General features: G+C 61.7%; 29 protein-coding genes and 2 tRNA genes. 27 read left to right on the top strand and 4 right to left on the bottom strand.

Translation table 11 applies throughout. The features are described 5' to 3' along the window. Positions 1-40 precede the first annotated feature (40 nt). The 5 genes from CW354_RS23575 (at position 41) to CW354_RS20080 (ending at position 3,224) form a co-directional block, all read left to right on the top strand. Positions 41-343, top strand: a complete 303-nt coding sequence (locus CW354_RS23575) for a hypothetical protein (protein ID WP_104831897.1) — start codon at positions 41-43, stop codon at positions 341-343. Positions 344-564: 221 nt separating this feature from the next. Beyond that, positions 565-981 carry an antirestriction protein gene (locus CW354_RS20095; protein ID WP_104831896.1) on the top strand — a complete coding sequence of 139 codons (417 nt, stop codon included), beginning with the start codon at positions 565-567 and terminating at the stop codon, positions 979-981. 32 nt (positions 982-1,013) lie between these two features. After that, positions 1,014-1,415 (top strand): hypothetical protein, encoded by a 402-nt coding sequence (locus tag CW354_RS20090; RefSeq protein WP_104831895.1) that lies wholly within the window; start codon positions 1,014-1,016, stop codon positions 1,413-1,415. A gap of 89 nt (positions 1,416-1,504) precedes the next feature. Then, entirely contained in the window at positions 1,505-2,074 is a 570-nt protein-coding gene (locus tag CW354_RS20085) for a DUF6927 domain-containing protein (RefSeq protein WP_104831894.1), read from the top strand. A 40-nt stretch (positions 2,075-2,114) separates the two neighbouring features. Next, positions 2,115-3,224 (top strand): DUF6094 domain-containing protein, encoded by a 1,110-nt coding sequence (locus CW354_RS20080; protein ID WP_104831893.1) that lies wholly within the window; start codon positions 2,115-2,117, stop codon positions 3,222-3,224. Positions 3,225-3,302: 78 nt separating this feature from the next. On the opposite strand, the gene CW354_RS20075 is transcribed toward CW354_RS20080, so the two are convergent. Next, positions 3,303-4,541 carry an ATP-binding protein gene (locus CW354_RS20075; RefSeq protein WP_104831968.1) on the bottom strand — a complete coding sequence of 413 codons (1,239 nt, stop codon included), beginning with the start codon at positions 4,539-4,541 and terminating at the stop codon, positions 3,303-3,305. A 927-nt stretch (positions 4,542-5,468) separates the two neighbouring features. Here CW354_RS20075 and CW354_RS20070 point away from each other — a divergent pair. Both CW354_RS20070 and CW354_RS20065 read left to right on the top strand, forming a co-directional pair. Then, on the top strand, positions 5,469-6,092 hold the full coding sequence (locus tag CW354_RS20070) for a helix-turn-helix domain-containing protein (RefSeq protein ID WP_104831892.1): 624 nt from the start codon (positions 5,469-5,471) through the stop codon (positions 6,090-6,092). Next, on the top strand, positions 6,089-7,288 hold the full coding sequence (locus CW354_RS20065; protein WP_104831891.1) for a tyrosine-type recombinase/integrase: 1,200 nt from the start codon (positions 6,089-6,091) through the stop codon (positions 7,286-7,288). The genes CW354_RS20070 and CW354_RS20065 overlap by 4 nt, the downstream gene beginning before the upstream one ends. A gap of 131 nt (positions 7,289-7,419) precedes the next feature. On the opposite strand, the gene CW354_RS20060 is transcribed toward CW354_RS20065, so the two are convergent. Further along, positions 7,420-7,496 (bottom strand) — tRNA-Pro (locus CW354_RS20060). Between the two features lie 330 nt (positions 7,497-7,826). Between CW354_RS20060 and CW354_RS20055 the strand changes: the two genes are divergently transcribed. The 8 genes from CW354_RS20055 to CW354_RS20020 all read left to right on the top strand — a co-directional run bounded on the left by CW354_RS20055 (position 7,827) and on the right by CW354_RS20020 (position 14,362). After that, positions 7,827-7,901: transfer RNA gene (locus CW354_RS20055), tRNA-Gln, on the top strand. A gap of 611 nt (positions 7,902-8,512) precedes the next feature. Beyond that, positions 8,513-9,277 carry a DUF3450 domain-containing protein gene (locus CW354_RS20050; protein ID WP_104831890.1) on the top strand — a complete coding sequence of 255 codons (765 nt, stop codon included), beginning with the start codon at positions 8,513-8,515 and terminating at the stop codon, positions 9,275-9,277. A 32-nt stretch (positions 9,278-9,309) separates the two neighbouring features. Beyond that, positions 9,310-10,680, top strand: coding sequence for a DUF3450 family protein (locus CW354_RS20045; protein ID WP_104831889.1), 1,371 nt, complete (start codon positions 9,310-9,312; stop codon positions 10,678-10,680). A gap of 43 nt (positions 10,681-10,723) precedes the next feature. Beyond that, on the top strand, positions 10,724-11,254 hold the full coding sequence (locus tag CW354_RS20040) for a MotA/TolQ/ExbB proton channel family protein (protein ID WP_243396494.1): 531 nt from the start codon (positions 10,724-10,726) through the stop codon (positions 11,252-11,254). A gap of 7 nt (positions 11,255-11,261) precedes the next feature. Beyond that, positions 11,262-11,681, top strand: a complete 420-nt coding sequence (locus CW354_RS20035) for an ExbD/TolR family protein (protein WP_104831888.1) — start codon at positions 11,262-11,264, stop codon at positions 11,679-11,681. Between the two features lie 46 nt (positions 11,682-11,727). Then, positions 11,728-12,135: an ExbD/TolR family protein gene (locus CW354_RS20030; RefSeq protein ID WP_104831887.1), complete on the top strand. Its 408-nt coding sequence runs from the start codon at positions 11,728-11,730 to the stop codon at positions 12,133-12,135. A gap of 13 nt (positions 12,136-12,148) precedes the next feature. Next, positions 12,149-12,751 (top strand): energy transducer TonB, encoded by a 603-nt coding sequence (locus tag CW354_RS20025; RefSeq protein ID WP_104831886.1) that lies wholly within the window; start codon positions 12,149-12,151, stop codon positions 12,749-12,751. Positions 12,752-12,829: 78 nt separating this feature from the next. Next, a complete protein-coding gene (locus CW354_RS20020) occupies positions 12,830-14,362 on the top strand; it encodes a tetratricopeptide repeat protein (protein ID WP_133162396.1) in 1,533 nt (510 codons plus the stop codon). A 96-nt stretch (positions 14,363-14,458) separates the two neighbouring features. Here CW354_RS20020 and CW354_RS20015 read toward each other — a convergent pair whose 3' ends face one another. Continuing rightward, positions 14,459-14,785, bottom strand: coding sequence for a hypothetical protein (locus CW354_RS20015; protein ID WP_104831884.1), 327 nt, complete (start codon positions 14,783-14,785; stop codon positions 14,459-14,461). Positions 14,786-14,952: 167 nt separating this feature from the next. On the opposite strand from CW354_RS20015, the gene CW354_RS20010 reads away from it, so the two are divergent. From CW354_RS20010 to CW354_RS20000, 3 genes are all read left to right on the top strand, one after another. After that, positions 14,953-16,191 carry a DUF2336 domain-containing protein gene (locus CW354_RS20010; RefSeq protein WP_165793860.1) on the top strand — a complete coding sequence of 413 codons (1,239 nt, stop codon included), beginning with the start codon at positions 14,953-14,955 and terminating at the stop codon, positions 16,189-16,191. Between the two features lie 285 nt (positions 16,192-16,476). Further along, positions 16,477-17,178: a ParA family protein gene (locus tag CW354_RS20005; protein WP_104831966.1), complete on the top strand. Its 702-nt coding sequence runs from the start codon at positions 16,477-16,479 to the stop codon at positions 17,176-17,178. Beyond that, on the top strand, positions 17,175-17,828 hold the full coding sequence (locus CW354_RS20000; protein WP_104831882.1) for a hypothetical protein: 654 nt from the start codon (positions 17,175-17,177) through the stop codon (positions 17,826-17,828). The genes CW354_RS20005 and CW354_RS20000 overlap by 4 nt, the downstream gene beginning before the upstream one ends. Before the next feature lie 196 nt (positions 17,829-18,024). On the opposite strand, the gene CW354_RS19995 is transcribed toward CW354_RS20000, so the two are convergent. Beyond that, entirely contained in the window at positions 18,025-18,930 is a 906-nt protein-coding gene (locus CW354_RS19995) for an AraC family transcriptional regulator (protein WP_104831881.1), read from the bottom strand. A gap of 323 nt (positions 18,931-19,253) precedes the next feature. Between CW354_RS19995 and CW354_RS19985 the strand changes: the two genes are divergently transcribed. The 9 genes from CW354_RS19985 to CW354_RS19945 are packed head-to-tail and all read left to right on the top strand — an operon-like array spanning position 19,254 to position 25,516. Continuing rightward, a complete protein-coding gene (locus CW354_RS19985) occupies positions 19,254-19,736 on the top strand; it encodes a Na+/H+ antiporter subunit E (RefSeq protein WP_104831879.1) in 483 nt (160 codons plus the stop codon). Continuing rightward, positions 19,736-20,002 carry an MrpF/PhaF family protein gene (locus CW354_RS19980; protein ID WP_104831878.1) on the top strand — a complete coding sequence of 89 codons (267 nt, stop codon included), beginning with the start codon at positions 19,736-19,738 and terminating at the stop codon, positions 20,000-20,002. The genes CW354_RS19985 and CW354_RS19980 overlap by 1 nt, the downstream gene beginning before the upstream one ends. Continuing rightward, positions 19,999-20,364, top strand: a complete 366-nt coding sequence (mnhG, locus tag CW354_RS19975) for a monovalent cation/H(+) antiporter subunit G (protein ID WP_243396492.1) — start codon at positions 19,999-20,001, stop codon at positions 20,362-20,364. The genes CW354_RS19980 and mnhG overlap by 4 nt, the downstream gene beginning before the upstream one ends. Then, positions 20,361-20,978: a DUF4040 domain-containing protein gene (locus tag CW354_RS19970; RefSeq protein WP_104831877.1), complete on the top strand. Its 618-nt coding sequence runs from the start codon at positions 20,361-20,363 to the stop codon at positions 20,976-20,978. Before mnhG ends, CW354_RS19970 begins: the two co-directional genes overlap by 4 nt. Further along, positions 20,978-21,418, top strand: a complete 441-nt coding sequence (locus tag CW354_RS19965) for a Na(+)/H(+) antiporter subunit B (protein ID WP_104831876.1) — start codon at positions 20,978-20,980, stop codon at positions 21,416-21,418. The genes CW354_RS19970 and CW354_RS19965 overlap by 1 nt, the downstream gene beginning before the upstream one ends. A gap of 3 nt (positions 21,419-21,421) precedes the next feature. Continuing rightward, a complete protein-coding gene (locus tag CW354_RS19960; protein WP_104831875.1) occupies positions 21,422-22,225 on the top strand; it encodes a sodium:proton antiporter in 804 nt (267 codons plus the stop codon). Further along, positions 22,222-23,727, top strand: a complete 1,506-nt coding sequence (locus tag CW354_RS19955; RefSeq protein ID WP_104831874.1) for a monovalent cation/H+ antiporter subunit D family protein — start codon at positions 22,222-22,224, stop codon at positions 23,725-23,727. The genes CW354_RS19960 and CW354_RS19955 overlap by 4 nt, the downstream gene beginning before the upstream one ends. Further along, entirely contained in the window at positions 23,724-25,235 is a 1,512-nt protein-coding gene (locus CW354_RS19950; RefSeq protein WP_104831873.1) for a proton-conducting transporter transmembrane domain-containing protein, read from the top strand. The genes CW354_RS19955 and CW354_RS19950 overlap by 4 nt, the downstream gene beginning before the upstream one ends. After that, complete coding sequence (locus tag CW354_RS19945; protein WP_104831872.1) at positions 25,235-25,516, top strand: hypothetical protein; 282 nt, start codon at positions 25,235-25,237, stop codon at positions 25,514-25,516. Before CW354_RS19950 ends, CW354_RS19945 begins: the two co-directional genes overlap by 1 nt.

The raw sequence follows: 25,516 nt of genomic DNA, 5'->3' as shown, positions 1-25,516 counted from the left end.
GACCCGAGGCCGATGTCAATTCTGCAGCCGTCAAAAGGAGGTGAATAAATCCGGCGTCATCGTTCGCCATTATAAAGACGGCGCGCCCTGTCGAGGTTCGGGCGCGCTGCCTTTCGAAGAAACTTGCGCCGCCCTCGAGGCGGCGCATGCGACTCTGGAGCGGCGATACCGTCAACTCCTGAAGGCGCGGGCTTCGGCCAGCCTGGTCGCAGCCATCGAGCTTGGCGCGGTCGTCTGCGAGATGTTGCGCCTGGAGCGTCGGATAAAGCGATGGCGCCGCACATACGGGCGTGACAGGAAAGACGCGCGGGAGGGCGGATCTCCAATGGACACGTCCTCTTAACGCGTGATGTGCGAGGCGGCGGCGCTATCGAGCTTGCGGCGGCCGTTTGAAGATTGGAGGCCGGCTCTCGTCCGGCGCCATGACAAGGACCTGGCTTGAACGGGGCAGGAGGTCCGCAAGGCGCCAGCCTTGTCCGTTCACTTCTCTTCAACCCCGACGGGGCGTTTCAGGACGCCCGCCCGGGGCTTCCAGCGCGCCGTCCCAAATCCAGGGAGACTATAATGACAGCGATTGCGAAGTCGCCCATTACGGGCGCGTCGCGGCAAGGCGCGCTGACGCGATATTTCGGCGCGCGCGCCACGCAATTCGAAATGTGCGTCTATACGCTTATGGACAATTTCTGCCCCGATTATGCGGGCGGTTACTGGGACTTTTACAGTCTCGACAATGGCGGATTCTTCATGTCCGTCGCAATGGATCATCGTTTGCGGATCATCAATTCGATGAACGGGTTCGACGATCGAATGAGTCCCGAAGCGGCGAGCATCGGGGTCAATCTCATCGCCATCAACCGTCTGCAATGGTCGGAAGATCTGACGCAAACGTCCGCCGCGCATCTGAGCGGGCTGTTCGACAAGTTGCGCGACTACGCTTTCCAGCGCGACGAAGCGGCGTTGATCGCCCGCTTCATCGACTGAACGCGAAACACAAACGAAATAGGAGAACCGCTATGGCGGATTATGTCGGCTTATGCCGGAGCAACTACGTGCGTTCGAAAGACAAGGCCGCACTGATTGAATTCCTTCGCACATTCGATGACATTTGCATCGCGGAGCGTGATGATCAGGTCTGTTTTTACGCGGAAGAGGGCGGCCTGGCGTCCCGTTGGACGAACGACGACGAGCGCGAGACGCTGGAGGATCGCGCAAAAGACCTCGCCGATCTTCTTGCAGACGGCGAAGTGCTCGTCATTCAGGAAATCGGCTTTGAAAGGTTGCGTTATTTCGTCGGCTTTTCAATCGCCATTCATTCGTCGGGCCGGACGACCAAGGTCTCGATCGAAGACATCTACGAATTGGCGTCGCTCGAATTCGACGTCGAGCCCGACGCCATCAGCCACTGCTCATATTAAGAGCAACTTCATCCAACCCCGAGGGGGCGCATTCCGCCCCGCATTCGGGGGCGAATAGCGCCTCCTCGCCGGAAACAAGGGAGGCCGTCATGGGATGGCTGTTCACAAACGATTACCAGGGCGGCGGCGTACGCGCCTATCTCGACCGCCAACTCACACACGAAGACGACGCGCACACGCACGAAATCGTCAAGTCGGCGCTTGTCGCCATGTCTCGATATTTCGCAGCCATGCGCACGACTTCGAAATCGACAGGCAAGTCGCATGTCCGGGCGCTGGTCGCGCTCGTCAAATACAATCCCAAAGCCGCGGACGGCATGACTCTCGGCTGGAAAACCATGGATGAGACCATGGGGCCTCACGTCGAGAATTGTCCGCTGGGGATTTTAAACCTGCTCACCGATCCGCCGCCTAATGACAATGCGGCGGCTTGGCGGGCGCAATGCAGCGCCTATCACGCAAACAAACCGCCGCGGCCGCGGCCCGGCGACGTCCTCGTTTTCTCCGAGCCGATCGAATTCAGCGACGGCTCGCGGGAGACGCGCTTCAAGGCCTATCGCCACGGCCATCGCGCCATTCGGTTTTTTGGCCTGACGACGGGCGGCCATTACCGCATCCCGGCTCTCGAGAAGCGATTCTACGTCATCGAGGGACGGTGATCGGTCATTCACTCAGTTCAACAGATTAAGGAGACTACTCATGTTGATGTTTCAACGCATCGCGCTGAATTTCGCCAAAAACGGCTATTTTCCAACCGATGAAGGAACCCTCGAACGCTTGCTGCCGATGCTGGCGCCGGCGGACGACAAACCGATCAAAATCCTCGATCCGTGTTGCGGCGAGGGGACGGCGCTCGCGGAAATCAAGCATGCGCTTGGCGCGGGTCGAGCGATCGCCTACGGCGTCGAGCTCGACAAGGATCGCGCTTATCAGGCGAAAGCCCTGCTCGACCATGTGATCCATGGCGACATGCAGCGTTGCCGGATCCAAAAACAGGCCTTCGGGCTCTTGTTCCTCAATCCGCCTTATGGCCGTCTCATGGCGGACAGGGCGCAGACCGGCCTCGGCGACGTGAGGGAAAAGCGTCTCGAACAACTTTTCCTGAGGGTGTCGTTGCCGAGCCTGAAAATCGGCGGCGTCATGGTGCTGATCGTTCCGGACACCTGCCTTAATACGGCGCTTACGGATATCATCGCCGCCAATTTCGACTGCGTCCGCGTGTTTCGCGCGGTCGAACGGCGATTTCGACAGTTGGTCATTCTGGGCGTGCGCGTCAAACGACGCACGTCCGGCCTCAAGCCGATCCTGCCGAAGGGAGAGGACGGCGCCTACATCGTCTCCGACGAAACCGCGCCCATTCTCGACCCGGCTGGCCTCAAAGGGGCTTACGCGGCGCCGGGCGACGATCAAACGGTGAAGGAGTTTCTTACCTATGAAATCGAACCCGAGCAACTTGCAGCGGAGATCAAAAGGTTTCCGTGCCTTTGGGGGCAATTCGAGCATCGGTTTCGCCGGCGCGAACTTGCTCCGCGGCGGCCGCTGCGCAAGCTGTCGAAATGGCACTTGTCGCTGATGCTGGCGTCGGGGGAACTCTCCGGCCTCGTCGAAGCGAAAAACGGCCGCCGCCTTCTATTGAAAGGCGACACCTTCAAGGCGCAGGACGAAAAAGTCGAGTTCCTGGAGCCGACGGACGACCGCCCCGGCGGCACGACCGTCACGACCCGCACCGATCGGTTCGTACCGGTAATCAAGGCGATCGACCTGACCGAGGGCGCGCCGACCTTCGGTCAGGTTCTAACGATTAAGTAAGGCCGCTTGGCCGGCGAATAGCAATTGAGAGCGCTCCGCTGGTGGGGCGGGCGCTCTCCTCATTCGCTGTCGAGCTTTTCAGGTTTGCCAAAGCGCCGACACAGGAACTGCGGAGAGCCGATCACCGAAAGAAAGCGCCTTGTCTCCAATGTAAAGCACGACGCCATGCCGAAATGCTTTCGGCGCCGCGGCCTGCAGCCGCTTCAGGCCCTTGAAGTCTTCCGACCTCACCGTCGCCGACGCTTTCACCTCTATGCCGACAATCTCGTTGGCGTTCCGTTCAATGACAAAGTCAACTTCATTCTTGTCCTTATCGCGGTAGTGGTGAAACGACATCCGGTCATCCGACCAGGACGAGTGCTTGAGAAGCTCCGAAAAAACGAAGGACTTCAGAAGAGGGCCGAGGAGTGCCTTATGGTCGGCTATCTTTTCTTGAGTGATGTTTCTCACAGCGGCCAAAAGGCCCGTATCCAGAAAGTGCAACTTTGGAGTTTTCACCAAGCGCTTTAGCGCGTTGTTATGCCATGCGGGCAGATACCGCACGAGATACATCTGCTCCAATGTCTGGATATAGCGCTGTGCGGTTTTCACGCTCAGGCCCAATCCGTGGGCGATCGGCGTATGGACGACCAATTGTGAAGACTGGATCGCGGCGACCTGTAGCAACTTTGTCAGGTCGTCCATGTGATAAGCGTCGACAATTTCCTTGATATCCCGGCTAAGGATCGTGTTGATGTAGGAACGCGCCCATGCTTGGCGCCGCGCTGCATTTCGCCGCGATTGCATTTCAGGGTATCCACCAGTAAGAACGCGCGAAATGACATCCTCATAGGGATAGGGACCGACGGCGAATGGCGGCGATTCGGCGTCAAAGAGACGTTGCAGCGCGTTGTTCTTGTCTCCTTCGATTTCGCACTGCGCGAGCGGCAACAATTCTTCGATCGCCATTCGCCCGGCAAGAGATTCAGAGGCTTTTGGAATCGTCAGAATGTTCGCCGATCCCGTGAGCAGGAACCGGCCCGGTCGTTGGTCCGTATCAACCGACATCTTTATGACCGGAAGAAGTTCGGGAACGCGCTGGATTTCGTCGATCACCGCGCAATCCACATTTCGAATGAAGCCGACGGGATCGGATCTTGCGGCATCGTGGATCACAGGATCGTCAAGCGTGAGAAATTGGCGATTTTCGCCCGCAAGCGCGCGGGCGAGCGTGGTCTTGCCGGCTTGCCGCGGCCCCGAGATCATTACAACGCGCGTGTCCTCGAGCGCCTCCATGAGGCGCGGCTTGATGAAACGCGGAAAGCGGTCGGCGGTCATGTCGTCCAATCTGAAATTTTGATACGTCCAGATTGGATTTTTACGCCGACTCAGATGGAAAGATCAAGCGTCCATATTGGAATTTTTGATCGTCCAGTTTGGAATTTATGAAAGCTGCATGCCCAAACCGCGGGTTCCTGTCGACTGTCGCGGGGCTCAGGAGGAGGCGACACCAGCCTTGCCCACGCTATAACCGGCGGCGCAGATGATCCGTCTTTCGCCGCTACCGCAAACATCTGCGATCAGGGCGAAAAAGGTGAACGTAGTTCAAGAAAAAAGTCGTTCGCCCGCTGCCGGACATTTCGTTCGATAAGTTCCGTGGACATAATGGGGGTCCGGCTTGCTAATCGCGCACGCTATTTCCTCGATCAGCCTAGCCAGCCTTCCAACTTGACAGGGCTTCCCGTCCTAGGCATTGGTTCGTCGCGCCGATTGGTCATTGATCGACGCTAAATGGGCTTGGCGCGAATGGGGCAGGAGGCCCGGGTTGCGAGACAGTTTCGCGACCTCCATTCATTCTCTTCACCGTGAAGCAATTCTTCCGCTTCCGAACTTTTTCCATTCCCTTGCCGCTGTTCTGGCCGTTTGACGCAGGAGACACCGCTCTTGGTGGGCGGGTCGAAACGGTTGGCGTTTTCATTGCGCGTCGGCTTAGACGTTGATTAGACCGGTTTATGCTGGCGGAGACTCTGCGCCCTGGTCATCGACCACTACACAGTCTCGCGGCCGCTCACGCTAGCTAGTCTCGGTTTTTGAACTCGCAACTAAACTCTGATCTCTCATCTGCGCCTCCGTTGCGGGCGCTGCACGCAATCCAGGCGTTGACCATTATCGCCGTGGCGTGGGCCCGTCGCCCTTCGCCATCCACTCCATCCGTACACGGTGGAGAAATAATCGTCGGTCATAACAATTGTCGGGAGAAGGATCATGGAAAAGCGAGGGGAGCGAAGTTTCAGCCTGTCTGAAACGTATGGCGAGCGCGCCCGCGGAGCGAGCGCAGGCCGAAGCATGACGTCTTGGAGCGCGGCGCGGCGGCGCGCGTTTCACCGGGCGCAGCCGGGCGGCTGGCGGTCTGCTTGGGCGAACACAGAGGACAGGCCGCGAGACAGCGCAAAGGCCAGCAAAGAGCAGGTGCAAGCTGGAGACGCGCATGCCGAGAGCATGGCGAGGACAATCGCCGCGGCCGCGGCGGCAGCCGTCCATTTCCTCTCGGCGGCGCGGGCGGCCGATCCCGATCTTTTGTCCATTTCTGACGTCGCGTGTGTGCTTCGCTGCACTGAAGATACGGTACGGCGGATTCCGCGGAACGACTTGCCCGTCCACAGGGTGGGGAAATCCAATCTCTATTTCCGCGAGGACCTGTTGCGCTTTGTGCGAACGCGACCGATTCGCCAAAGTGGGGCCGCCGAAAGAGTCGACCATGACGAGCACGGCGCGCGCGTCAAGGACGCTGAAGCCGAGAAAGCAAAAGTTGCCGATCTCGTGCGCGCCGTACTAGACTGCAAGGCGATTGATGCGCGGGAGCCTTCCAACAAAAGGAGGGTGAGATGAGCACATCTCTATCCCGCGCGGTCGGCCCGTTTCGGGTCCGGCCGTATGTTAAGAACGGGGCGCCGACGGGCAAGTGGTTCGTAGACGTTCCGGCTTCGCTAACCAGCAATGGCAAGCGCAAGCGAAAGCTCTTTGACAATCAGGGTAGCGCACTGGCCGCGGCGGAGACGCTGCGGAACAGCATCGATGAAATCACGGGACTTGTAAAAGTCCGTGAAGAGACGGTCAGCACAACATTCGGCGAAGCGGCCGATGGCTGGCTTAAGGATGAAGAGCTGCGGGTTCAAACTTTGAAGAAGCGGGCCGGCAGCTTGCAGGTCAACCGTTATCGCCTGAATGCGGCGCGTGCTTTTTTTGGAAAGGATCCGCTCGCGTCGATAACGGACCGGCGTCTTGTCGAATATCAGGCCGCGCGTTTGAAAGCCGGACGAAAGCCTGTCTCGATCAACGCCGACATGCAGACCATCCGACAGGTTTTGAAATGGGCGGTAAAGCGCAGACTGATCGACGCCGTGCCGGAAGTGGAAGCGATCCCGACGCGGCCCGTTCGGGTCGTTGTGCCGACGCCGGAAGAGGTGGTCAGAATCATCGATCACCTTCCGGCGTACTTAAAACCGCTCATCCATTTCTTGGCGGAGACCGGATGCCGGCGCGGCGAAGCGGTCCATCTGACCTGGGACTGCATCGACGAGATCGGCGGTTACGCGGAGATCCGGTCGCGGGACGGGTGGACGCCAAAGACGCAAAGCTCGGAGCGGCGCATATTATTAAGTGACGGCCTTCTTGAGGTCTTGCGCCGATTGCCAAAAAAGGGGCTTTACGTCTTTCCGGGCAAGACGCCGGACAAGCCGATCGGGCTCTTTCGCAAGACCTGGGCGCGGGCGGTTCGCAAAGCGAACATCGTTCGGGCCAGCCGGCCGGTCCACGTCCAGGTCAAGACCCTGCGCAAGGCCCACGCCACCTGGCAGGCCGAACGGGGCACGCCTGAAAGCGTCCTTCAGGACCGGCTCGGGCACTCGAAAGGCTCGACGGTCACCCGCGCGTTTTATGTTCAGACTACGGATGAAGCGCGCCGGGCTGCGGTGATCGAATTGCCGCGCGGAGAGGCCGCTCTCAAGTCCGATCAAGCTGAGGCGGCTCTCGTAGCGAGCAAGGGCGGCAAAGAGGGCGGCAAAATCGTCGCCACCAAGGCTTGAGTGCACTGCCATTTACGGCAGGTGTCGGGTCGCCTCCGCTGACTTGGCAATATCTGGCAACAACGCGTTGCCAAAAAAATCAGGTGTCGGCGAAGAGCTTCGCTAACAACCTGAAATATTTCGGGAAAGAATGGTCGGAGTGGGGTGATTCGAACACCCGGCCCCTGCCTCCCGAAGACAGTGCTCTACCAGGCTGAGCTACACTCCGAATTGAGCGGCGCTCTATAGCTCGGGCCCTCGCCGATGGCAAAACATTTCTTGGCGGCGTTGGGGCGGCGGCCGGGCTGGCGGCGGCGGGCGCGTTCGGCCCTTGCGGCGGTCCCCGCCGCGCCCGGTGACAAGCGCCTTTGAAAAGGGGCGGGCGCGCGCAAATCGTGCGCCGTGAGGGGGGCGCCGCCTGGCGCCGGCCTTTGGGGCCCGAAGGGCTGTTTTTGACGGGAAATTTCGCTCCGGCGCCATTGCCAGCGCTGAGGGAAAGCGCTATCTGGCCCGCTCCCGCCCGCCGGGGCCTTCACCTTGAGGGGCCGCGCCGGGAGATTGGGGCGTCGCCAAGTGGTAAGGCATCGGTTTTTGGTACCGACATTCCCAGGTTCGAATCCTGGCGCCCCAGCCAATTGTCACACCCGCGCGTATTATTATTAATAATGCGCGGCACGGGACTTCTTTTCTTTTTTCTTCGGTTCCGAGCGTCGCCCGCGCCGGTCCCCGTGGGGGCCGGCTGCTTTGGCCTGCGTAATGACTGTCATGCGCGCCCTGTTGATCAAAGCGGCGGTTAATCCTGAGCTTCGCGATTTCCATTAATATTACTACAGGCAATGCGGGATTTTACCCAATTCCGGCGATTGCCAGCGGTGAAAACAATTGTTACAAACTAACGGGGTGTGTAGCCGGCGCTGAGGTCTGAAAGGGCTGGAGGCGGTCGCGCCGCGCGAGTTTAAAGGTGTCACGAATCTTGCAGTAATCGTCTAGGGCGACGCAAAGGGCGAGACGTTTGAGCGATTGTCAAAACGTCGTTGCAATTTTGCGCCAAATATACGATTGCTACGTTGGCTTGTGGGGATTTTTTAGGGGACGTTCTTGGTGAAGAGCATCTTTCAACAGTTTTTCGAAGCGTCAAAACACGCTTCTTATCGGCGCGGTGACGCGTCACAGGTCCGCGGCCCTGATGCAATTAGACATGGCGCCGTTTCTTTCAGCCGCAACAATCCGGTAGGTGAGGCATTTATGAAAAGTTCAGCGATTTTGGGTTCAGCGGCGGCGGCGCTCGCTGTGTTGAGCGCTCCGGCGCAGGCGCAGTTCCGCTCCGCCCTTGAGGTAAGCGAGGCGACGGCGCGGGAAACTGCAAACGCCCAAAAGCAGATTGATCAGCTCGACGATCAAACGGCTTCGCTGCTCAATGATTATCGCGCCAACCTGAAGCAGCTTGAAGCGGCGCGCCGCTACAACGCTTCGCTCACCCGCAATATCGAGGCGCAGGAGCGTCAGATCACGCGGCTTCGCGAAGACATTGATAATGTCGAAGGCCTGCAGCGCGCGATGCAGCCTTTGATGGAAGACATGGTGGCGCGCTTCGGCGAACTCGTCGACGCGGACCTGCCGTTCAAAACCGGCGAGCGGCAAGATCGCGTCGCGCGCCTTTCCGGCATTCTCGACGATCCGGAAATGTCGGCGGCGCAGCGCTATCGCCTGATCATCGAAGCCTACCAGATCGAAGGCGAATACGGCCGCACCATCAGCGCCTATGAAGGCACGGTGAACTTCGAAGACCAGGAGCTGACGGGCGAATTCCTTCAGGTCGGCCGCATCTCGCTGATGTTCAAAACGCCGGACGATTCGACGCTTCTTATTTACGATCCGGCCGCCGGCGGCTGGACCAACTTGAACCGCTCTTATCTTCAGGATGTGAAATACGCGATGCGCATGGCCAAGGAACAGACCGCGCCAGACATCTTCTTCACGCCGGTCAAACCGCCGGTGCAGGCGCAGTAACGGCGAGCACGGGTTAAAAGGAATTACAGGTCATGAAACTCTTCAAACTTGCTTCTCTTTCCCTGATCGCCGGCCTTGCTGCGGCGACCATGGATTTTCAGGCCGGCGGCTTCGCCTCGGCGAACGCTCAGGTGACATTGGATCAGGTGCTGCAGGCCGTCCGTCAGGAACGCGTCGAAGTCAGCCAGGAAAACCAGGAGCGCCTCAACCGGTTCCGCAACGAGCGCAACCAGCAGCAGGCCCTGCTTAACCAGGTCCGGCAACAGGTCGCCGCGGCGGCCGCCGAATCCACCCGCCTCGAAGGCGTGATGGAGACGAATAAAGAACAGATCGCGGAACTCGACCAGGAGCTCGCTTCCAAACAGGGCGAATTCCAGGAGCTCTTCGGCGCCGCGCGCACCGCCGCCGCCGACCTTAACGCCCAGGTCGAACGGTCGATCATTTCCGCGCAGTATAGTGGCCGCAGCGCGATGCTCAAAGAGCTCGCCCAGACCGAAAAACTGCCGACCGAAGACCAGCTGCGCGATCTGTGGGAGATCATGATCCAGCAGATGGCCGAGCAGGGCAAAACCGTGACGTTCCAGTCGAGCATCGTCCAGGCGGACGGCGAGACCTCCGAAGCGGAAGTCACCCGGATCGGCCCGTTCGTCGCTTTCTCGAACGGCAAATATCTCACCTATGACAACAGCAAGCTGAAATTCCTGGCGCGCCAGCCTTCCGGCGACATCACCGGTGCGGCGAGCCGCGTCGAGAATGCGACCGGCGACGGCTTCGTCAAAGGCGCCATCGACCCGTCGCTCGGCGTGCTTCTGGGCCTCGTCGTCGAAACGCCGACCCTGAAAGAGCGCATCGATCAGGGCCGCTTCATCGGTAAGGTGATCATTGTCGCGGCGATCCTCGGCGTCATTCTCGGCATCTACAAATGGGTCACCCTGACCATGACGGCCGGCGCCGTGCGCGCCCAGGTCCGCCGCAAGAAAGCCTCCAAGGCGAACCCGCTGGGCCGCGTCATGCTGGCATACGAAAACACCACCTCGAGCGATGTCGAGACGGTGGCGTTGAAGCTTGACGACGCGATCCTCAAGGAAGTGCCGAAACTCGAAGGCGGGCTCAACCTGATCAAGGTGCTCGCCGCCGTGGCGCCGCTCCTCGGCCTTCTCGGCACGGTTATCGGCATGATCAACACCTTCCAGGCGATCACGCTCTTCGGCACCGGCGACCCGCAGATCATGGCGTCGGGCATCTCCGAAGCGCTGGTCACCACGGTGCTTGGTCTTGTCGCCGCGATCCCGCTGCTTCTCCTCCACTCTTTTGCGGCCGGCGCGTCCAAGCGCGTGTCGCAGATCCTGGAAGAGCAGGCGGCCGGCATCATTGCTGAACATGCGGAAGGCGGCCGGGCGTAAGCGCCCGGTCCCCGCTCACCCTTAGAGAAAGGGGCATCGAGACGTGGAGTTGTTAAACCCTCAGATCGCCTTTACCGCGCTCCGGGACTTTCTGGGCGCCGGCGGAGAAGTCCTCGTCGTCATCATGTTCACCACGTTCTTCATGTGGGCGCTGATCATCGAGCGGCTCATGTACTGGACGGGCGCCCATGCGGGCGTCGCCAAAAAGGCCCAGCGGGCCTGGGCTGCGCGCACCGACCATAAATCCTGGTACGCGCACGCCGTCCGCGAGCGGCTGATTTCGGAGACGACGCAGGAGGCCTCGCGCTTCAACAACGTCATCCGCGCGCTTGTGGCGGTGACGCCGCTTTTGGGGCTTCTCGGCACGGTGACCGGCATGGTTCAGGTCTTCGACGTCATGGCCGTGACCGGCTCCTCCAACGCCCGCCTGATGGCCGCCGGCATCTCCAAGGCGACCATTCCGACCATGGCGGGCCTGGTTGCGTCCCTGTCGGGGCTCATCTTCATCAACGCTTTCGACCGCAATGTTCAGAAAGCGAACGGTCAGATTTCTGACGAATTGTTGATCGAGTAGTAATGCGATGAGAAAAACAGCGACCCATCAGAGCGATGAAGCGGATGTCAACATCACGCCGCTGCTCGACATCGTGTTCATTCTCTTGATCTTCTTCATCGTCACGGCGACCTTCCTGCGCGAGCAGGGCATCGATGTGCGGACGCCGGAAGACAGCGAAGACAATCCGGAAACGGTTCCGCCGCCCGCTTTGCTGCTGGCGGTGCAGGAAGACGGCTATGTCCGCGTCAACAATGTCCGCGTCATCGATCCCGCTTCGGTGAAGCCGGTGGTGCAGGAATTCATCGCCCGCGAGCCGCAGGGCGTGGTGCTGGTCAGCGCCGCTCCCGAGTCCGCATCCGGCGTGGCGGTCGAGGTGATGGACCAGGCGCAGGACGGCGGCGCCATGGGCAAAGTGTCCCTGGCGCTTCAGAAAGAGCAACAATAGCCGGCGCATCGGCGCATTTCGGCATTAGTTCGTAGGCGGATAGATTATGGCGAGACGGAACATATCTCAAACGGCGGAAGACGATGAGGACGTCAATGTGACGCCTCTGCTCGACATCGTCTTCATCATGCTGATCTTCTTCATCGTGACGTCGACTTTCGTGAAGGAGCCGGGCGTGGAGATTGACCGCCCCGGCGCGGTCTCGGCCTCCGAGCGCAAGCTCGCCTCGATCATCGTCGCCATCTCGGACGAAGACGAGATCTGGATCAACAAGGAACGGGTCGAACTTGAAGAAGTGAAGACCGTTGTCGAACAGCTGCGCCGTGAAAACCCGAAAGGCACCGCCGTCGTTCAGGCGGACGAGGAGTCGAAAACCCGTCTTCTCGTTGAGGTTGTCAACCAGATTCGCGCGACCGGCGTGACGGACGTCGCCGTCTCGACGGAAGACGTTTAAGGAGAGCATAAAGATGGGCTCATTCGTTCGTTTGATTCTGGGCGTGCCGGGCGCGGTGATTGTCACCGGCGGCCTGTTCCTCTTCATGGCGGGCATGATCCGGTCGGATCTGCGCCTCGAAGAGGAAAAGAGCGCGGTCAGCATCAACATCACGCAGCAGCTTGACGATTCGGACATCAACAACGCCAATCGCGAGTTTAAACGGCCGACGCTCGACGCGCCGCCGCCGCCGCCGCCGGCCGTGAACGACCCGTCGAACCGCCCGGCGCTCGACGGCGTCAGCGCGCAGATTCCCGAAATCAACGCCGATTTGAATATCGGCTCCGGTTTTAACCCGGACCGCGACGCCCAGCCGCTGGTGCGCATTCCGCCGCAATATCCCGAGCGCTGCATGTCGCGCGCCGCGGCCAGCGAAAGCGTGCTTGTGCAGTTCGACGTGACGCCGGACGGGCAGACAACGAATATCGAGGCGGTCGACAGCACCAACAGCTGCCTCAATCGCGCGGCCATTCGGTCGGTCGAGCGCTGGAAATATCAGCCGAAGATCGTGGACAACACGGCCGAATGGCGCCGCGGCGTGCAAACGGTCATCACCTTCGAACTTTCGGATGGCTAATAACCGCACCGCTCCAGGCTTCGCCGGGCGGGACCCGAGACGGCTTCAATCAGGGGTTGAGACGGCAGGATGAAAAAAATGCGTGGGAACTATCGTAAGTTTTATTTTTCGGCCCTGGCGTCTGCTTCCGCCGCGCTGATGATGTCGGCGGCGCCGACGGCTGCGCTTGCGCAGCCGGCGCAATGCGACGCGGAAGAAGGCGGGCCGTCGAAAACCCTGTCGCCGCGCGTCGGCCAGGATATCCAGAAGCTTTATGAGTTCATGCAGAACGATCAGTATCAGGAGGCCCTGGCGGGCTTCAACAATCTGATCTCGAACCGCGGCGACTCGTTCAGCGCTTATGAGAAATCGACGGTCTACGAGCTGCGCGCCAACGTCAAAGTCAATCTCGAAGACTTCCGCGGCGCCTTGCGCGACATGCAGGTCGCGCTCGACGCCAACGGCCTGCCGCCGGCGCGCAACAACCAGCTGCGCTATTTCATCGCCCAGCTGAACTTCCAGCTCGAGGAGTTCCAGACCGCGATCCGCGGCCTTAATCAGTGGATCCAGCTTGCGAACACCTGCGGCGTCGAAGTCGACCCGAACGCTTATTACCTGCTCGCCGCCGCCTATACGCAGATCAATCCGCCGAACTATCGCGCCGCGCTCGATCCGGCGGAAAAGGCGCTGGCCAATCAGGGCGCCGAGCCGCGCAAAGGCTATTACGACCTGTTGAACCTCATCTATTCGGAGCTCAACAACAATCAAAAGCGCGCGCCGCTTCTGGAGCAGATGGTCAATCACTGGCCGGAAAACAAAAGCTACTGGACGCAGCTTTCGGGCGCCTATTCGACCATGGGCCGCGACCGCGACGCGTTCTCCGTTCTGGAAGTCGCCTATCGCGCCGGTCTTCTCACGACCGAAAGCGAAATGCTGACGCTGATCCAGTATTACTCCTTCTTCGACAATCCCTATCGCGGCGCGGTGCTGCTCGAGCGCGAAATGAACGCCGGCAATATCGATCGCGACCAGGACAATCTCATCCTCCTGTCCCAGCTCTGGAGCCAGGCGCGCGAACACAAAAAGTCGATTCCCATTCTTCAGGAGGCGGCCAGAAACGCGTCTAAGGGCGAGCTTTCCTACCGCCTCGGCATGGTGCTTCTCGCCGACGAGCAATACGCCAAGGCCCAGCGCGCCCTTGAAGCCGCCATCAACAAGGGCGGCATGGATGCAAGGGACACCGGCGACGCGTGGCTGCTGCTCGGCACGGCGCGCTTCAGCCAGGCCGGCCCGTCGGACACGGACCGCTGGGAGAGCGCAAAACAGGCGTTCCAGCGGGCGCAGAATTATCAAAACACCCGCGGGCGCGCCCGCGACTGGATCACCTATATCGACGCGGTGGTCGACACGTATTGGACCGGGCTTCGGCTCGATTACCGGCAGAATATGGAGCTGTGCCAGGACGATCTGGCGCGTTTCGAGCGCGACCAGCGCATCCGCGATCTGCAGAATCGCGAGCCCTCGCAGGAAGATCTCGACCGCGAACAGGCCCGCCGCGATGAATGCGCCGCGCTGGAGGCACAGGGCGAGCCGAGCCCGTCGAATCCCCCGCCGCCGCAGGACGGCGAATAAGAAACGTTTTTCGCACGAAAGAAAAGGCGGCTCTTTAAAGAGCCGCCTTTTTTCATGTCCGCCGCCGGAATGCGCGCGAAGCGCGCCCCCCGCGGGTTAATACTCGTTGCGCTCGCCGAGAATGCGGCCGCCGTCCTTGGCCTCGGGCGTCTGGGTCGAACATTCGAGATAGCCCTGGCGCCAGCCCGCCCGATAGGCCGCGTCATTCTCGAAAGCGTAGCTGTCGCGCTCAGTGCGGGTCGAGAAGCTCTTGTCCTCTTCCGTCGCCGTGGCGCAGCCGTCGCCGTATCCTGCTGTAAAGCCGGGCGATTCTCTCAGCTCGGCGAGGTTTCCGTCGGACGCGCAGCCGGCGGCGAAAAGCCCGGCGAGAGGCGCCAGAGACAAGAGAAAACGGCGTGAAATCGGGAAAATACGGAATGTCACGGGGATTGCGGGTCCTTGAGAGCTGCGCGGGCGATCTTAGCAGCCGTAAAGCGCCAGGTCTTGGAAAACTCGCGCTTTCAATGAAATCCCCCGTTAACGGTGTTCCGGCTACAACGGTCGGCGGAATTCCTTGGGGCTTTCAAGGGGAAAGGCGAATTCGAGACGCCATGAATGAATTCGACGCCGACGACGACGAGGATGTCCGGTCCCGTTCCGCCGGGCCGCAGCCGGACGCCGAGACCATGCTGACGCCGCTCACGGCGTCGGGCCCCACCGTGCGCACCCTGATGGTGCGCAAATTGACCGATATTGTGGCGCTGCCCGCGGGCAAGCTGTCCTCCAATGAGCGTTCGCTCGCCGCCGACATTCTTCTGCATGTCCTCGACAAGGTCGAAGAGGATATCCGCATGGAGGTCGCGCAGCGCATCGCCCGCGTCTCCGAATGTCCGCCGGCGCTGATGCGCATGCTCATGCTCGACGAGCCGGCGGTGGCGGAAAAAATCACGACGAAGGCCGAAGCGCTCCCCGAAGCGCTCTTGATTGAGGCCGCGCGGGACGGAACCATGGCGCACCGGGTGATGATCGCCCGCCGGCTGGATCTGACGACGGCGGTCGCCGACGCCTGCCTCGCCTATGACGAAATGGATGTCTGCAAGCTCATCCTGAAGCGCGAGGAATGCACGCTCTCGCCCAACGCCGTGAACAAGATGGTCGCGTTAAGTTCGGCCAACAAAGAGGTGCAGGCGCTGCTTTTGCGCCGTCAAGAACTTGAGCCCGCGCACGGTTTCATCATGTTCTGGTGGGTCGACGCCGAACGCCGCCGCCGCATTCTGACGCGGTTCGCCCTCGACCGCAGCGTCCTTCAGGACGCGCTCGCCGATCTTTATCCGCGGGTTTTCCGCGGCGCCGACGACGACACGGTGGTGAAAGACATTCTCACCCTGTCCGAGCGCCGCCACCGGCCCCGCGGCGTCAATGGCGAGCCGGTCTCCATGGAGGTGGTCAAGCGCACCCTGGCCGCGGCCTGCAAATACCCGGCCCAGGAAATCATCGACGCCGTCGCCATGATCGGCGGCGTGTCGCGCGATCTGTCGAGCCGCATCCTGCGCGATCCCGGCGGCGAGCCTTTCGCGGTTCTGTGCAAGAGCCTCGGCGTGGCGCGCGACGATTTTTACGGCTTCTTAACCGACGCGGGCGAAGGCGAGGAGGCCGAAGCGCGCGCCGATTATCTTCTCGCCATCTTCGATTCCATGGCTCGCGATTTTTCCCGCGCGGTCCTGCGTTACTGGGACTGGGACTCAAATCCGCGCATCGCCCACATCACCCGGCTCATGGCGATTTTGCAGTCCGACATCAACATCAACGACATGGGCGATTTCTCGGACGAGATGTCCGCCTATTCCTGAAAACAGGCGCGGCGCGCGAAAACGCCGTCCGGTCTTTAAGTCTCTTTTAGCAGCTTTGCGCTAAGACGTCTTCTTGCTGGCGGCGGCCTTGCGTATCTAGGTTGCCGCTGGCTTTTTTATGGCCGGTTTCCCGGCCCGCCTGATTTCCAAAGGCCGCGCGGGTTCCGTCAAATTTGATGAAAATTGTCGTTGTCTTTAACGCGACGCGTTAACGCGCGTCCGGCATCATCTTCAGGCGTCATATGGGCATTTGACAGATTTTTCGGAGGGCGCATGCTGTCATCGATGCGTGTAATAGTCTTCGCATCGCAAAAGGGCGGTTCGGGCAAGACGACTTTGTCCGGCCATATTGCGGTGGAGGCGGAGCGCCAGGGGGCCGGCCCTGTGGCGCTGATCGACACCGACCCGCAAGGCTCGCTGGCGAAGTGGTGGAACGTGCGTAAAGACCCTCAGCCGGCCTTTATTCAATCGGTTTTCTCAAATCTTTTCTACGATCTCGACTCGGCCCGCGAAGAGGGCTTCCGGCTGGTGGTCATCGACACGCCGCCGGCGGTGACGCGCGCGATTTCCGAAGTCGTCAGTTTCGCCGACATCGTCGTCGCGCCGACCCGGCCGAGCCCGCACGATCTGCGCGCCGTCGGCCCCACGGTCGACATCGCCGAAGCGCGCGGCAAGCCGCTGATCTTCGTCGTCAACGGCGCGACCCAGCGCGCGCGCATCACCTCTGAGGCCGCCGTCGCCCTGTCCCAGCACGGCACAGTGGCGCCGGTCACCGTACATCACCGCGTCGACTTCGCCGCGGCGATGATCGACGGGCGCACGGTGATGGAGATCGATCCCTTCTGTCAGTCGGCGCAGGAAGTGTCGGCGCTGTGGACTTATCTTTACGAGCGGCTGCAGCGCGCCGATGGCGGCTACCGTCAGGAAGAGGGCGCCGCCGCGGCCAGTCCCCACAGCCGCGTCTTTGGACGGCGGGCGGCGCAATGAACGCATATGCTCCCAATAACTCCTCCGCCAATGGCGGCGAGGGCGGCGGCGGCTTCGCGCAGCTGACCTCGAGCCTGCTCGCGCGCAAGGGCGAGGCGTTGCCGGCGGTGGATGCGGTCGCGCATGAAGGCGTCGACATCGACATGCGCCCTATGAAGCCGGCGAACAGTCCGGGAGCGCCGAGTTCGGTCGGCGAAGAGGCGATCGAAACGCTTTCTCCGGGGAACAAAGCGCGACCGCGCAGCGGCGCGGGCGGCCGCGCGCCTTCCGTGCGGCTGGTTCATTCTTCCGGCGCGCGTTCGCGCGCCGCCGAAGAGGCGCCGCAAGCCTGGACCCTGCCGGGCGGACGTTTAAGACCGCGCCCGCGCCCCGGAGCCCATCATGGGGCCCATTCCGGGACCGGCGCCGGCGCGCCGCCGACCGGCGTTCTCGCCCGCAAGGCGATCGTCACCTTGCGCATGCCGGCGCGCGATCTGGTGCGGCTGAAACTCGCCAGCCGCGATCTCGAAATGTCCTGCCAGGCGATTATTCTCGACGCGCTCGAATGCTATCTCGACGCCAATGACGTGCCTTCGGCTTCCGACGACGACGCGATCCGCCGCGAGGTCGAGCGGCTGATGTCGAAGGCGAAAGCCAAACGCGGCGCTTAGAGCCCGAACGCATATTCATCAAAACCATGCAAATGAGTATTTGTCAGACGTTCGTTAGCCGGAAAACGATGCGTCTCGGGCTCTAACATAAAAGAATAAGAGCCTGGCGGCGTATCGTGCTGTGGCCGGCTGACGTCCGGCCATCTTAATTTTTGCTCTACTGCTGGATTTTCGGTCAGGCTCTTAGGCGCGGCGGTCAGGCTTTCATACGCTCCATCGCCGAGGGCGCGGCCCCGTAATGTTTCCGGAAAGCCTTGAAGAACGCCGTGCGGTCGGAATAGCCGACGGCATGGGCGATCTCGCCCGTGGAAAGACGGGTCTCTTTCAAAAGGCGCAGCGCCGCATCCATGCGCACATGCTTTAGAAACTGCGCCGGCGTCGTCCCCGCCACCGCCTTGAAGACGCGGATGAGGTGATAAGGCGAAAGGCACGCCTCGCGGGCGATGTCGTTCAGCGCGAGACTATGTTCGCCGAAGCGCTGCAGGATTGTTTTCTTGGCTGTTTCCGCGCGCCGGGCGAGTTCGGCGCGGGTGCCGGGCTTCACCGCTTCGATCCGCTCGCGCGCGGCGGCGCGCTGGTCCTGCGCCTCGATGAGCCCCGCATAAAGGAGCGCGCATTTCTCCGCATACCAATCATCATCCGTCTCGCCGCTGCGGCACCGTGCGACGATGGCGTTCATCAGGGCCGACAGCGCGGCGTCAGGACGGGTGAGGCGGGTTTCGAGCCGCGTCGCCGCCGGCTTCGCTTCGCCCTCGAGAACGGCGTCCTCCGCCGCGTCGGTGATCCAGCGGGGAAAGGAGATCATGTTGGAGCGAAACGGCGCGTCCCCGAGCGCTGCATAAGCGTAGCGCGCGCCGCGGGCCAGCGTCAGCACGCCGGCCGAGCGCACATTCACCGCGCCGTCGCCTAAAAACCGGTATTCTTCCTCGCCGCCGGCGGACCAGGTGACGCTCGCGCAGGCCCAGTCCTCATTGTAATCTTCGGCGATCTCGAAACGCTCGCCGCGCATCAATCCCGAATGCACCATGCCTTCGCGCGCCGTGCGCTCATACACGATGGCGAGGTCGGCGGGCGTTGCCGGCGCGGCGGTCAGAAGCTGCATGGTTCGGCGCGTGTCCTTTCAACGGTCTTGCATTGCAGACAGTTTACGGTTTCGCCGCCCCCGGCGCCAGATGAAAGACGGCCGATTTTGCCGTCAAATTCCCGGCAAAGCATTGATTTTAGCGCCAAATCTGCGAAATTACGAAAGCGCGGCGCGTTCCTGCTGCGCTGTGTCGCGCATGGCTTTTCCCGCTGGCGCGCCAGTTTCTATTGTCTCCGGCGCGTTGCGTCTCTATTCCTCTCGCCGGCGATATTTCATGAGGACGGCGCCGTCCGATCCAACGGGCGGCCGGGGCATTAAGAGAGGTTCCTCAAAGAGGGCTGATGGGGCGGTTTATCATCCTCGTTCTGGCGCTGGCCGGTCTGTGGCTCCTGCTGTCGGGCTATTTCGACAAGGCGCTGCTGCTCGGGCTCGGCGCCGCGTCGATCCTCGTCACCGCCTGGCTCGCCGCCCGCGCCCGCGTGATGGACGGCGACAGCGTGCCCACCGGGCTGATGCCGGGGATTTTCCTCTACTGGATCTGGCTTGCGGGCGAGATCGGCAAGGCCAATATCGCCGTCATCCGGCAGGCGCTGGCGGTGGAGCCGAAGCTCTCGCCGAAAATGTTCACCGTGCCGCTGCCCCCGAAAACCAGCGTCGGGCAGGCGACATTCGCCAATTCCATCACGCTGACGCCGGGCACTGTCTCTGTGGATCTGCGTGAGAACGAAATTCTCGTCCACGGGCTCACCGAAGCGCTTTGCGACGTTCCGGCCATCACCGATATGGGCGAGCGCGTCGCCCGGTGCGAGGGAGGCGGCCAATGATGTTCGCCGCCGCCACCGTCGCGATCATCGCCGCCATGGTGCTCGCCCTGGTGCGCGCTTTCGCCGGCCCTTCGCTTTACGACCGCATTCTCGCCGGCAATTCTTTCGGCACCAAAACGGTCCTTTTAATCGGCCTGATGGGTTTTCTGACCGGCCGGCCCGACTTTCTCGACATCGCGCTCCTTTATGCGCTGATCAACTTCGCTTCGACCATCGCGATCCTGCGCTTTTTCTCCTATCGCCGCTCGCGCGAGGAGGCGTCGTGACCGAAGCGGTCGGACAGTTCTGGGCGGATATCGAGCTGATCCGCAACATCCTCTCCTGGGGCTTCTTTTTGGCGGGCGGAATCTCCGTCGTCTCCGGCGCCATCGGCATTGTGCGGTTCCCCGATTTCTACACCCGCCTGCACGCCGCCGGCGTCACCGACACGGGCGGGGCGGAATTGATTCTCATCGGCATGCTGTTCCAGGCGCCGACATGGATCGTCGCGGTGAAAATCCTGTTTATCGGCTTCTTTCTTTTCTTCACCTCGCCGGTGGCGACCCACGCCATTGCTCACGCCGCCTGGATGGTGGGGTTTCGGCCGCTGGAAGGGCCTGAGCTGCGTTACAAGGAGGAGGGCGAATGAGCGATTTCGAGACCGTCTTCTCGCCGATCGTCTTTCTCGACCTGGCGCTTCTCACCATGCTGTTCCTGGTGGCGATCGCGATGCTGCGCTCGCGCCATCTCTTCGGCGTCGTCATGCTGTCGGGGATTTATTCGCTGTTGTCCGCGGCGTTTTTCGTCTCTCTGGATGCGGTGGACGTCGCTTTCACCGAAGCGGCCGTCGGGGCGGGCATTTCGACGGTGCTGATGCTGTCGGGCATGTTGCTCACCGTGCGCCGCGAAAAACCGAAGACGCCGGGCCGCGCGCCGGTGGCCATGCTGGCGGTGCTGGCGACGGGCGCGGCGCTGATCTACGCGACCATCGACATGCCGGCTTTCGGCGATCCGAACGCCCCGGCCAACAGCGCCATCGGCCAGCAATATGTGGAGCGCACGGCCTCGGAAATTCCCATGCCCAACATCGTCACCGCGGTGCTGGCGAGCTACAGGGGCTTCGACACCATGGGCGAGACCATGGTGATTTTCACCGCCGGCGTGGCGGTGATGCTGCTCCTCGGCGTCGGCTCGGCGCGCGGCGGCCGGCGGGTCTCCGACATTGACGCGAAAGAGACGTCCGACGAAGGGAAGGGTGAGTGATGGAGCATCTCATTCTCCGCGTGACGACCAAGTTGATGTTCGCGCCGATCATCCTGTTCGCGTTCTATGTGCAGTTTCACGGCGATTACGGGCCGGGCGGCGGTTTTCAGGCGGGCGTCATCTTCGCCGTCGCCTTCATCCTCCACGCCTTCTGCTTCGGTCTCGACGAAACCAAAAAGGTCCTGCCGCAAAAAGCGCTGATCGTCATGATGGTGATCGGCTTTCTGTTCTACGCCGGCACCGGCGTCGTCACCATGCTGCTCGGCGCCAATTTCCTCGGCTATGACGCGCTGGTTCCGGAATCGACCCATCACGCCGGCCAGCATTACGGCATTCTTCTGGTGGAGTGGGGCGTCGGCACGGCGGTCGCCTCGACCATGCTGACGATTTTCTATCACTTCGCCGGCCGCGAGCCCGACATCGATCAGGAAGACTGGTAGACGATGGACGACTGGCTCACTTTCATCCTCGAACGGTACAACTACTGGATCGTCATCATGCTGATGATGACCGGTCTTTATATCGTCTTCGCGCGCGGCAATCTGGTGAAGAAGATCGTCGGCCTCAACATCTTCCAGACGTCCGTTTTCATTTACTACATCACCATCGGCAAGATCGTCGACGGCACCGCGCCGATCTATATGGGCGGCGAGCTGGAGGCGGCGAGCCATCACGGGGGCAAAGAGGCGGGCGGCGCCGGCCATGGGGCGGAGGCTGCAGCCCATGATGCGGCTGCCGCCGGCGAGGCCGTGCACGCCAAGATCGACAATTCGGCGCTCGATCACGGCCAGGAGCTGAAAGACGCGCTGAAGCATGCGCCGGCGCCGGAAGAGGGCGGCTCCCTGCACGAGCTTCCCGATGCAGGCGACAAGATCGCTAATGCGATGGGCGACCATCTCGGCAAGACGCCGCCCGCCGACGCATCCGGTTTCGATGTCGGCAGTGCGGCTGGGGGCGCCCATGACGCGGCCGGCAATGCAGCCGGGGGCGTGGGCGACGGCGCCGCCGATGCGCTGCACGGCGCCATGGACGCCGTCGTCTACACCAATCCGCTGCCGCATGTCCTGATCCTCACCGCCATCGTCGTCGGCGTGGCGACGACCGCAGTGGGCTTGGCGCTCGCCGTCCGGATCCGCGAAGCTTACGGCACCATCGAGGAAGACGAACTCGAAGCGGCGGACGAGATCGCCGAATTCGGCCATGCCGCGGGCGAGCGCGCGCAAGCTGAGGCGGGGGCCGGCGCATGAATCTGATCGCCCAGCTTCCCGTCCTGCCGATCATCATCCCGATCGTCGCGGCGCCGATCACGCTCCTCCTGCCGAAGGGCCGGGTGCCGCATCTGTGGGCGTGCCTTTTCTCATGGCTGACCTTCGCCGCCTGCATCGCGCTCTTCGCCGAAGTCTCGTCGACCGGGCCGATCTCCTATCATCTCGGCGACTGGGCGCCGCCTATCGGCATCGAATATTATATCGATCTTGCGAATGCGCTGGTCCTGCTCTTGGTCTCCGGCATTGCCGCGGTGGTCTTCCCCTACGCCTATCGCTCTGTGCAACTGGAAGTCGACGAGCGCCAGACGCCGCTGTTCTACGGCGCGCTTCTCATCTGCATGACCGGCCTTTTGGGCGTCACCATCACCGGCGACGCCTTCAACGTCTTCGTGTTTCTCGAGATTTCGTCGCTGTCCGGTTACGCGCTGATCGCCATGGGCGCGCGCCGCGACCGCCGGGCGCTCACCGCCGCCTTCAACTATCTCGTCATGGGGACGATCGGCGCGACCTTCTTCGTCATCGGCCTCGGGCTTTTGTATCAGGCGACGGGCACGCTCAACATGGCCGATCTCGCGGATAGGCTGATCGGCCAGGACAATCGCATGGTCGAGGCGGGCTTCGCCTTCATCCTCGTCGGCATGGGGCTGAAGCTTGCGATGTTCCCTATGCATCTGTGGCTGCCGAACGCCTACACCTACGCCCCGTCGGCGGTGACGGCGTTCATGGCGGCGACGGCCACGAAAGTCGCGGTCTATGTCATCATCCGCTTCATCTTCTCGGTCTTCAATTTCGATTTCGCCTTTATCGGCGCGGCCTTCACCTATGTCCTCCTGCCGCTGGGGCTCGCGGGCATGTTCGTCGCCTCTTTCGTGGCGCTGTTCCAGGAAGACGTGAAGCGCATGCTGGCCTACTCGTCGGTGGCGCAGATCGGCTACATGCTGTTGGGGCTTTCCTTCGCCACGGTCGAAGGCCTCACCGCGACGCTCGTCCATATTTTCAACCACGCGCTGATGAAGGGCGCCCTCTTCATGGCGGTGGGCTGCGTCGTGTTGCGCGCGGGCTCCCATTCGATCTACGCCTTTGCAGGGTTGTCGAAGCGCATGCCGGTCACCACCTGGGCGTTTTTGATTTCCGGCCTGTCGCTGATCGGCGTGCCGCTCACCGTCGGCTTCATTTCCAAATGGTATCTCTTGCAGGCGGCGTTCGAGGCCGGCCACTGGTATGCAGGCTTTCTGATCGTCGCCTCCTCGCTGATCGCGCTTGCTTATGTGGGCCGCGTCGCCGAGGTGATGTTGCTGCGCGAACCGGCTGAAGACGGCAAATACGCCATGCCGAAAGAAGAGGCGCCGCTCTCCATGCTGATCCCCATGTGGGTGCTCGTCGCCGCGAATATCTATTTCGGCGTCCGCACCGATCTCACCGGCGGCATCGCGCAACGCGCCGCCGAGACGCTGATGTCCATGGCGGGAGGCGCGCCGTGATCTCTGCAGAACTCGCCATTCCGCTTGCGCTCTTCCTGCCGCTCGCCGGTTTCATCGCGATCTGGTTGATCGGCGAGAAAAGTCCGAATCTGCGCGAGGCGGCGACACTCGTCACCGGCGCGATCCTGTTTTCACTGGCGGTCATCGTCTTCGCCGCCGTCGCCGGCGGCGCGCGCCCCGACTTCGAACTGATCGAAGTGATCGACGGCCTGCCCATCGCGTTTCAGGCCGAACCGCTCGGCGCCATGTTCGCGGTGATCGCGAGCGGTTTATGGATCGTCAATTCGGTCTATTCCATCGGCTATATGCGCGGTCACGGCGAAGAGCATCAGACGCGCTTTTACATGTGCTTTGCGGTCGCGATCTCCGCGGCCATGGGCGTCGCTTTCGCCGCGAACCTCTTCACGCTCTTCATCTTCTATGAAGTGCTGACGCTTTCGACCTTCCCGCTCGTCACCCATTACGGCGACGCCAAGGCGCGAAATGGCGGGCGCATCTATCTCGGCGTGTTGATGGCGACGTCCATCGGCCTTCTCCTGCCCGCCATCGTCTGGACCTACGCCATCACCGGCACGACGGATTTCGTTGCGGGCGGGATCATGGCGGCGCATTCGGAAGCGGTGGCGCCCATCGCCGGCGTCCTGATGGGGCTTTACGCCTTCGGCATCGGCAAGGCGGCCCTGATGCCGGTTCATCCCTGGCTCCCCAACGCCATGGTGGCGCCGACGCCGGTCTCGGCCTTTCTTCACGCCGTTGCGGTCGTCAAAGCCGGCGTCTTCTCCATCCTCAAAGTCGCCGTCTATATTTTCGGCGTCGATTTTCTCCACGAGACCGGGGCGGGAACGCCCTATATGTGGATCGCCGGCGGCTCGATCCTGCTCGCTTCCGCCATCGCCATGAACAAGGACAATTTGAAAGCGCGGCTCGCCTATTCGACGGTCTCGCAGCTTTCCTACGTCACGCTCGGCGCCATGCTCGCGACGCAGATGGGCGTCATGGGCGGGGCGATGCAGATCGCGGCGCACGCGCTCGGCAAGATGACGCTCTTCATGTGCGCCGGCGCGATTTACGTGGCGCACCACAAGTCGCTGGTTTCCGAACTTCGGGGCTTAGGCCGGGTGATGCCGTTCACTTTCGGCGCCTTTTTCCTCGGCGCCATGTCGATTGTCGGCCTGCCGCCTATGGCCGGCTCCTGGCCGAAATTTTTCCTGATGCTGGGCGCGGCGGACGCCGGCCAGCTGGCGATCATCGCGGTGTTGATGATCTCCTCGATCCTCAATGTGATCTATCTGCTCTCGATCCCCGTGCAGGCGTTTTACATGAAGCCCGCTGAAGACGGCGCGAAACCGCAAGGGGCGGAAAATGCGTCCATTCAATGGGGCAATCTCAAGGAAGCGCCGATCCTGTGCCTCGCGCCGCCCATGGTCACCGCGGCGGGCGCTTTCCTGCTCTTTTTCTTCGCCGACCCGCTTTACGAATTCCTGACGCCGCTGATCGGGGGACAGTAATGTCTGACCAACACGAACATCATTCTGGCGAAGAAGGCTGGGCCGATAAAAAATCCTTCCGCAACGCGTTTCTCGGCGTGCTGGTCGTCGCGAGCATTCTCGCCGCCGTCGCCGGATTCGTTCCCGCCTGGCGGAAAGAGCATCCGCATTTCCCGGCGGAGGAATTCGGCGTCTTCTTCGCCGTGTGGGGCTTTGCGGCTTTCATGTTCATCGTGCTCGCCGGTCAGCATTTAAGAAAACTCGTGGGGCGCAAGGAAGATTATTACGAGGAGCGTGAATAG

It is taken from the genome of Hyphococcus luteus (genome assembly GCF_002943565.1).
GTDB classification, from domain to species: Bacteria; Pseudomonadota; Alphaproteobacteria; order Caulobacterales; family Parvularculaceae; genus Hyphococcus; species Hyphococcus luteus.
Note: the sequence above shows the minus strand (reverse complement) of the source record. Positions and strands in the feature narration are given on the sequence as shown.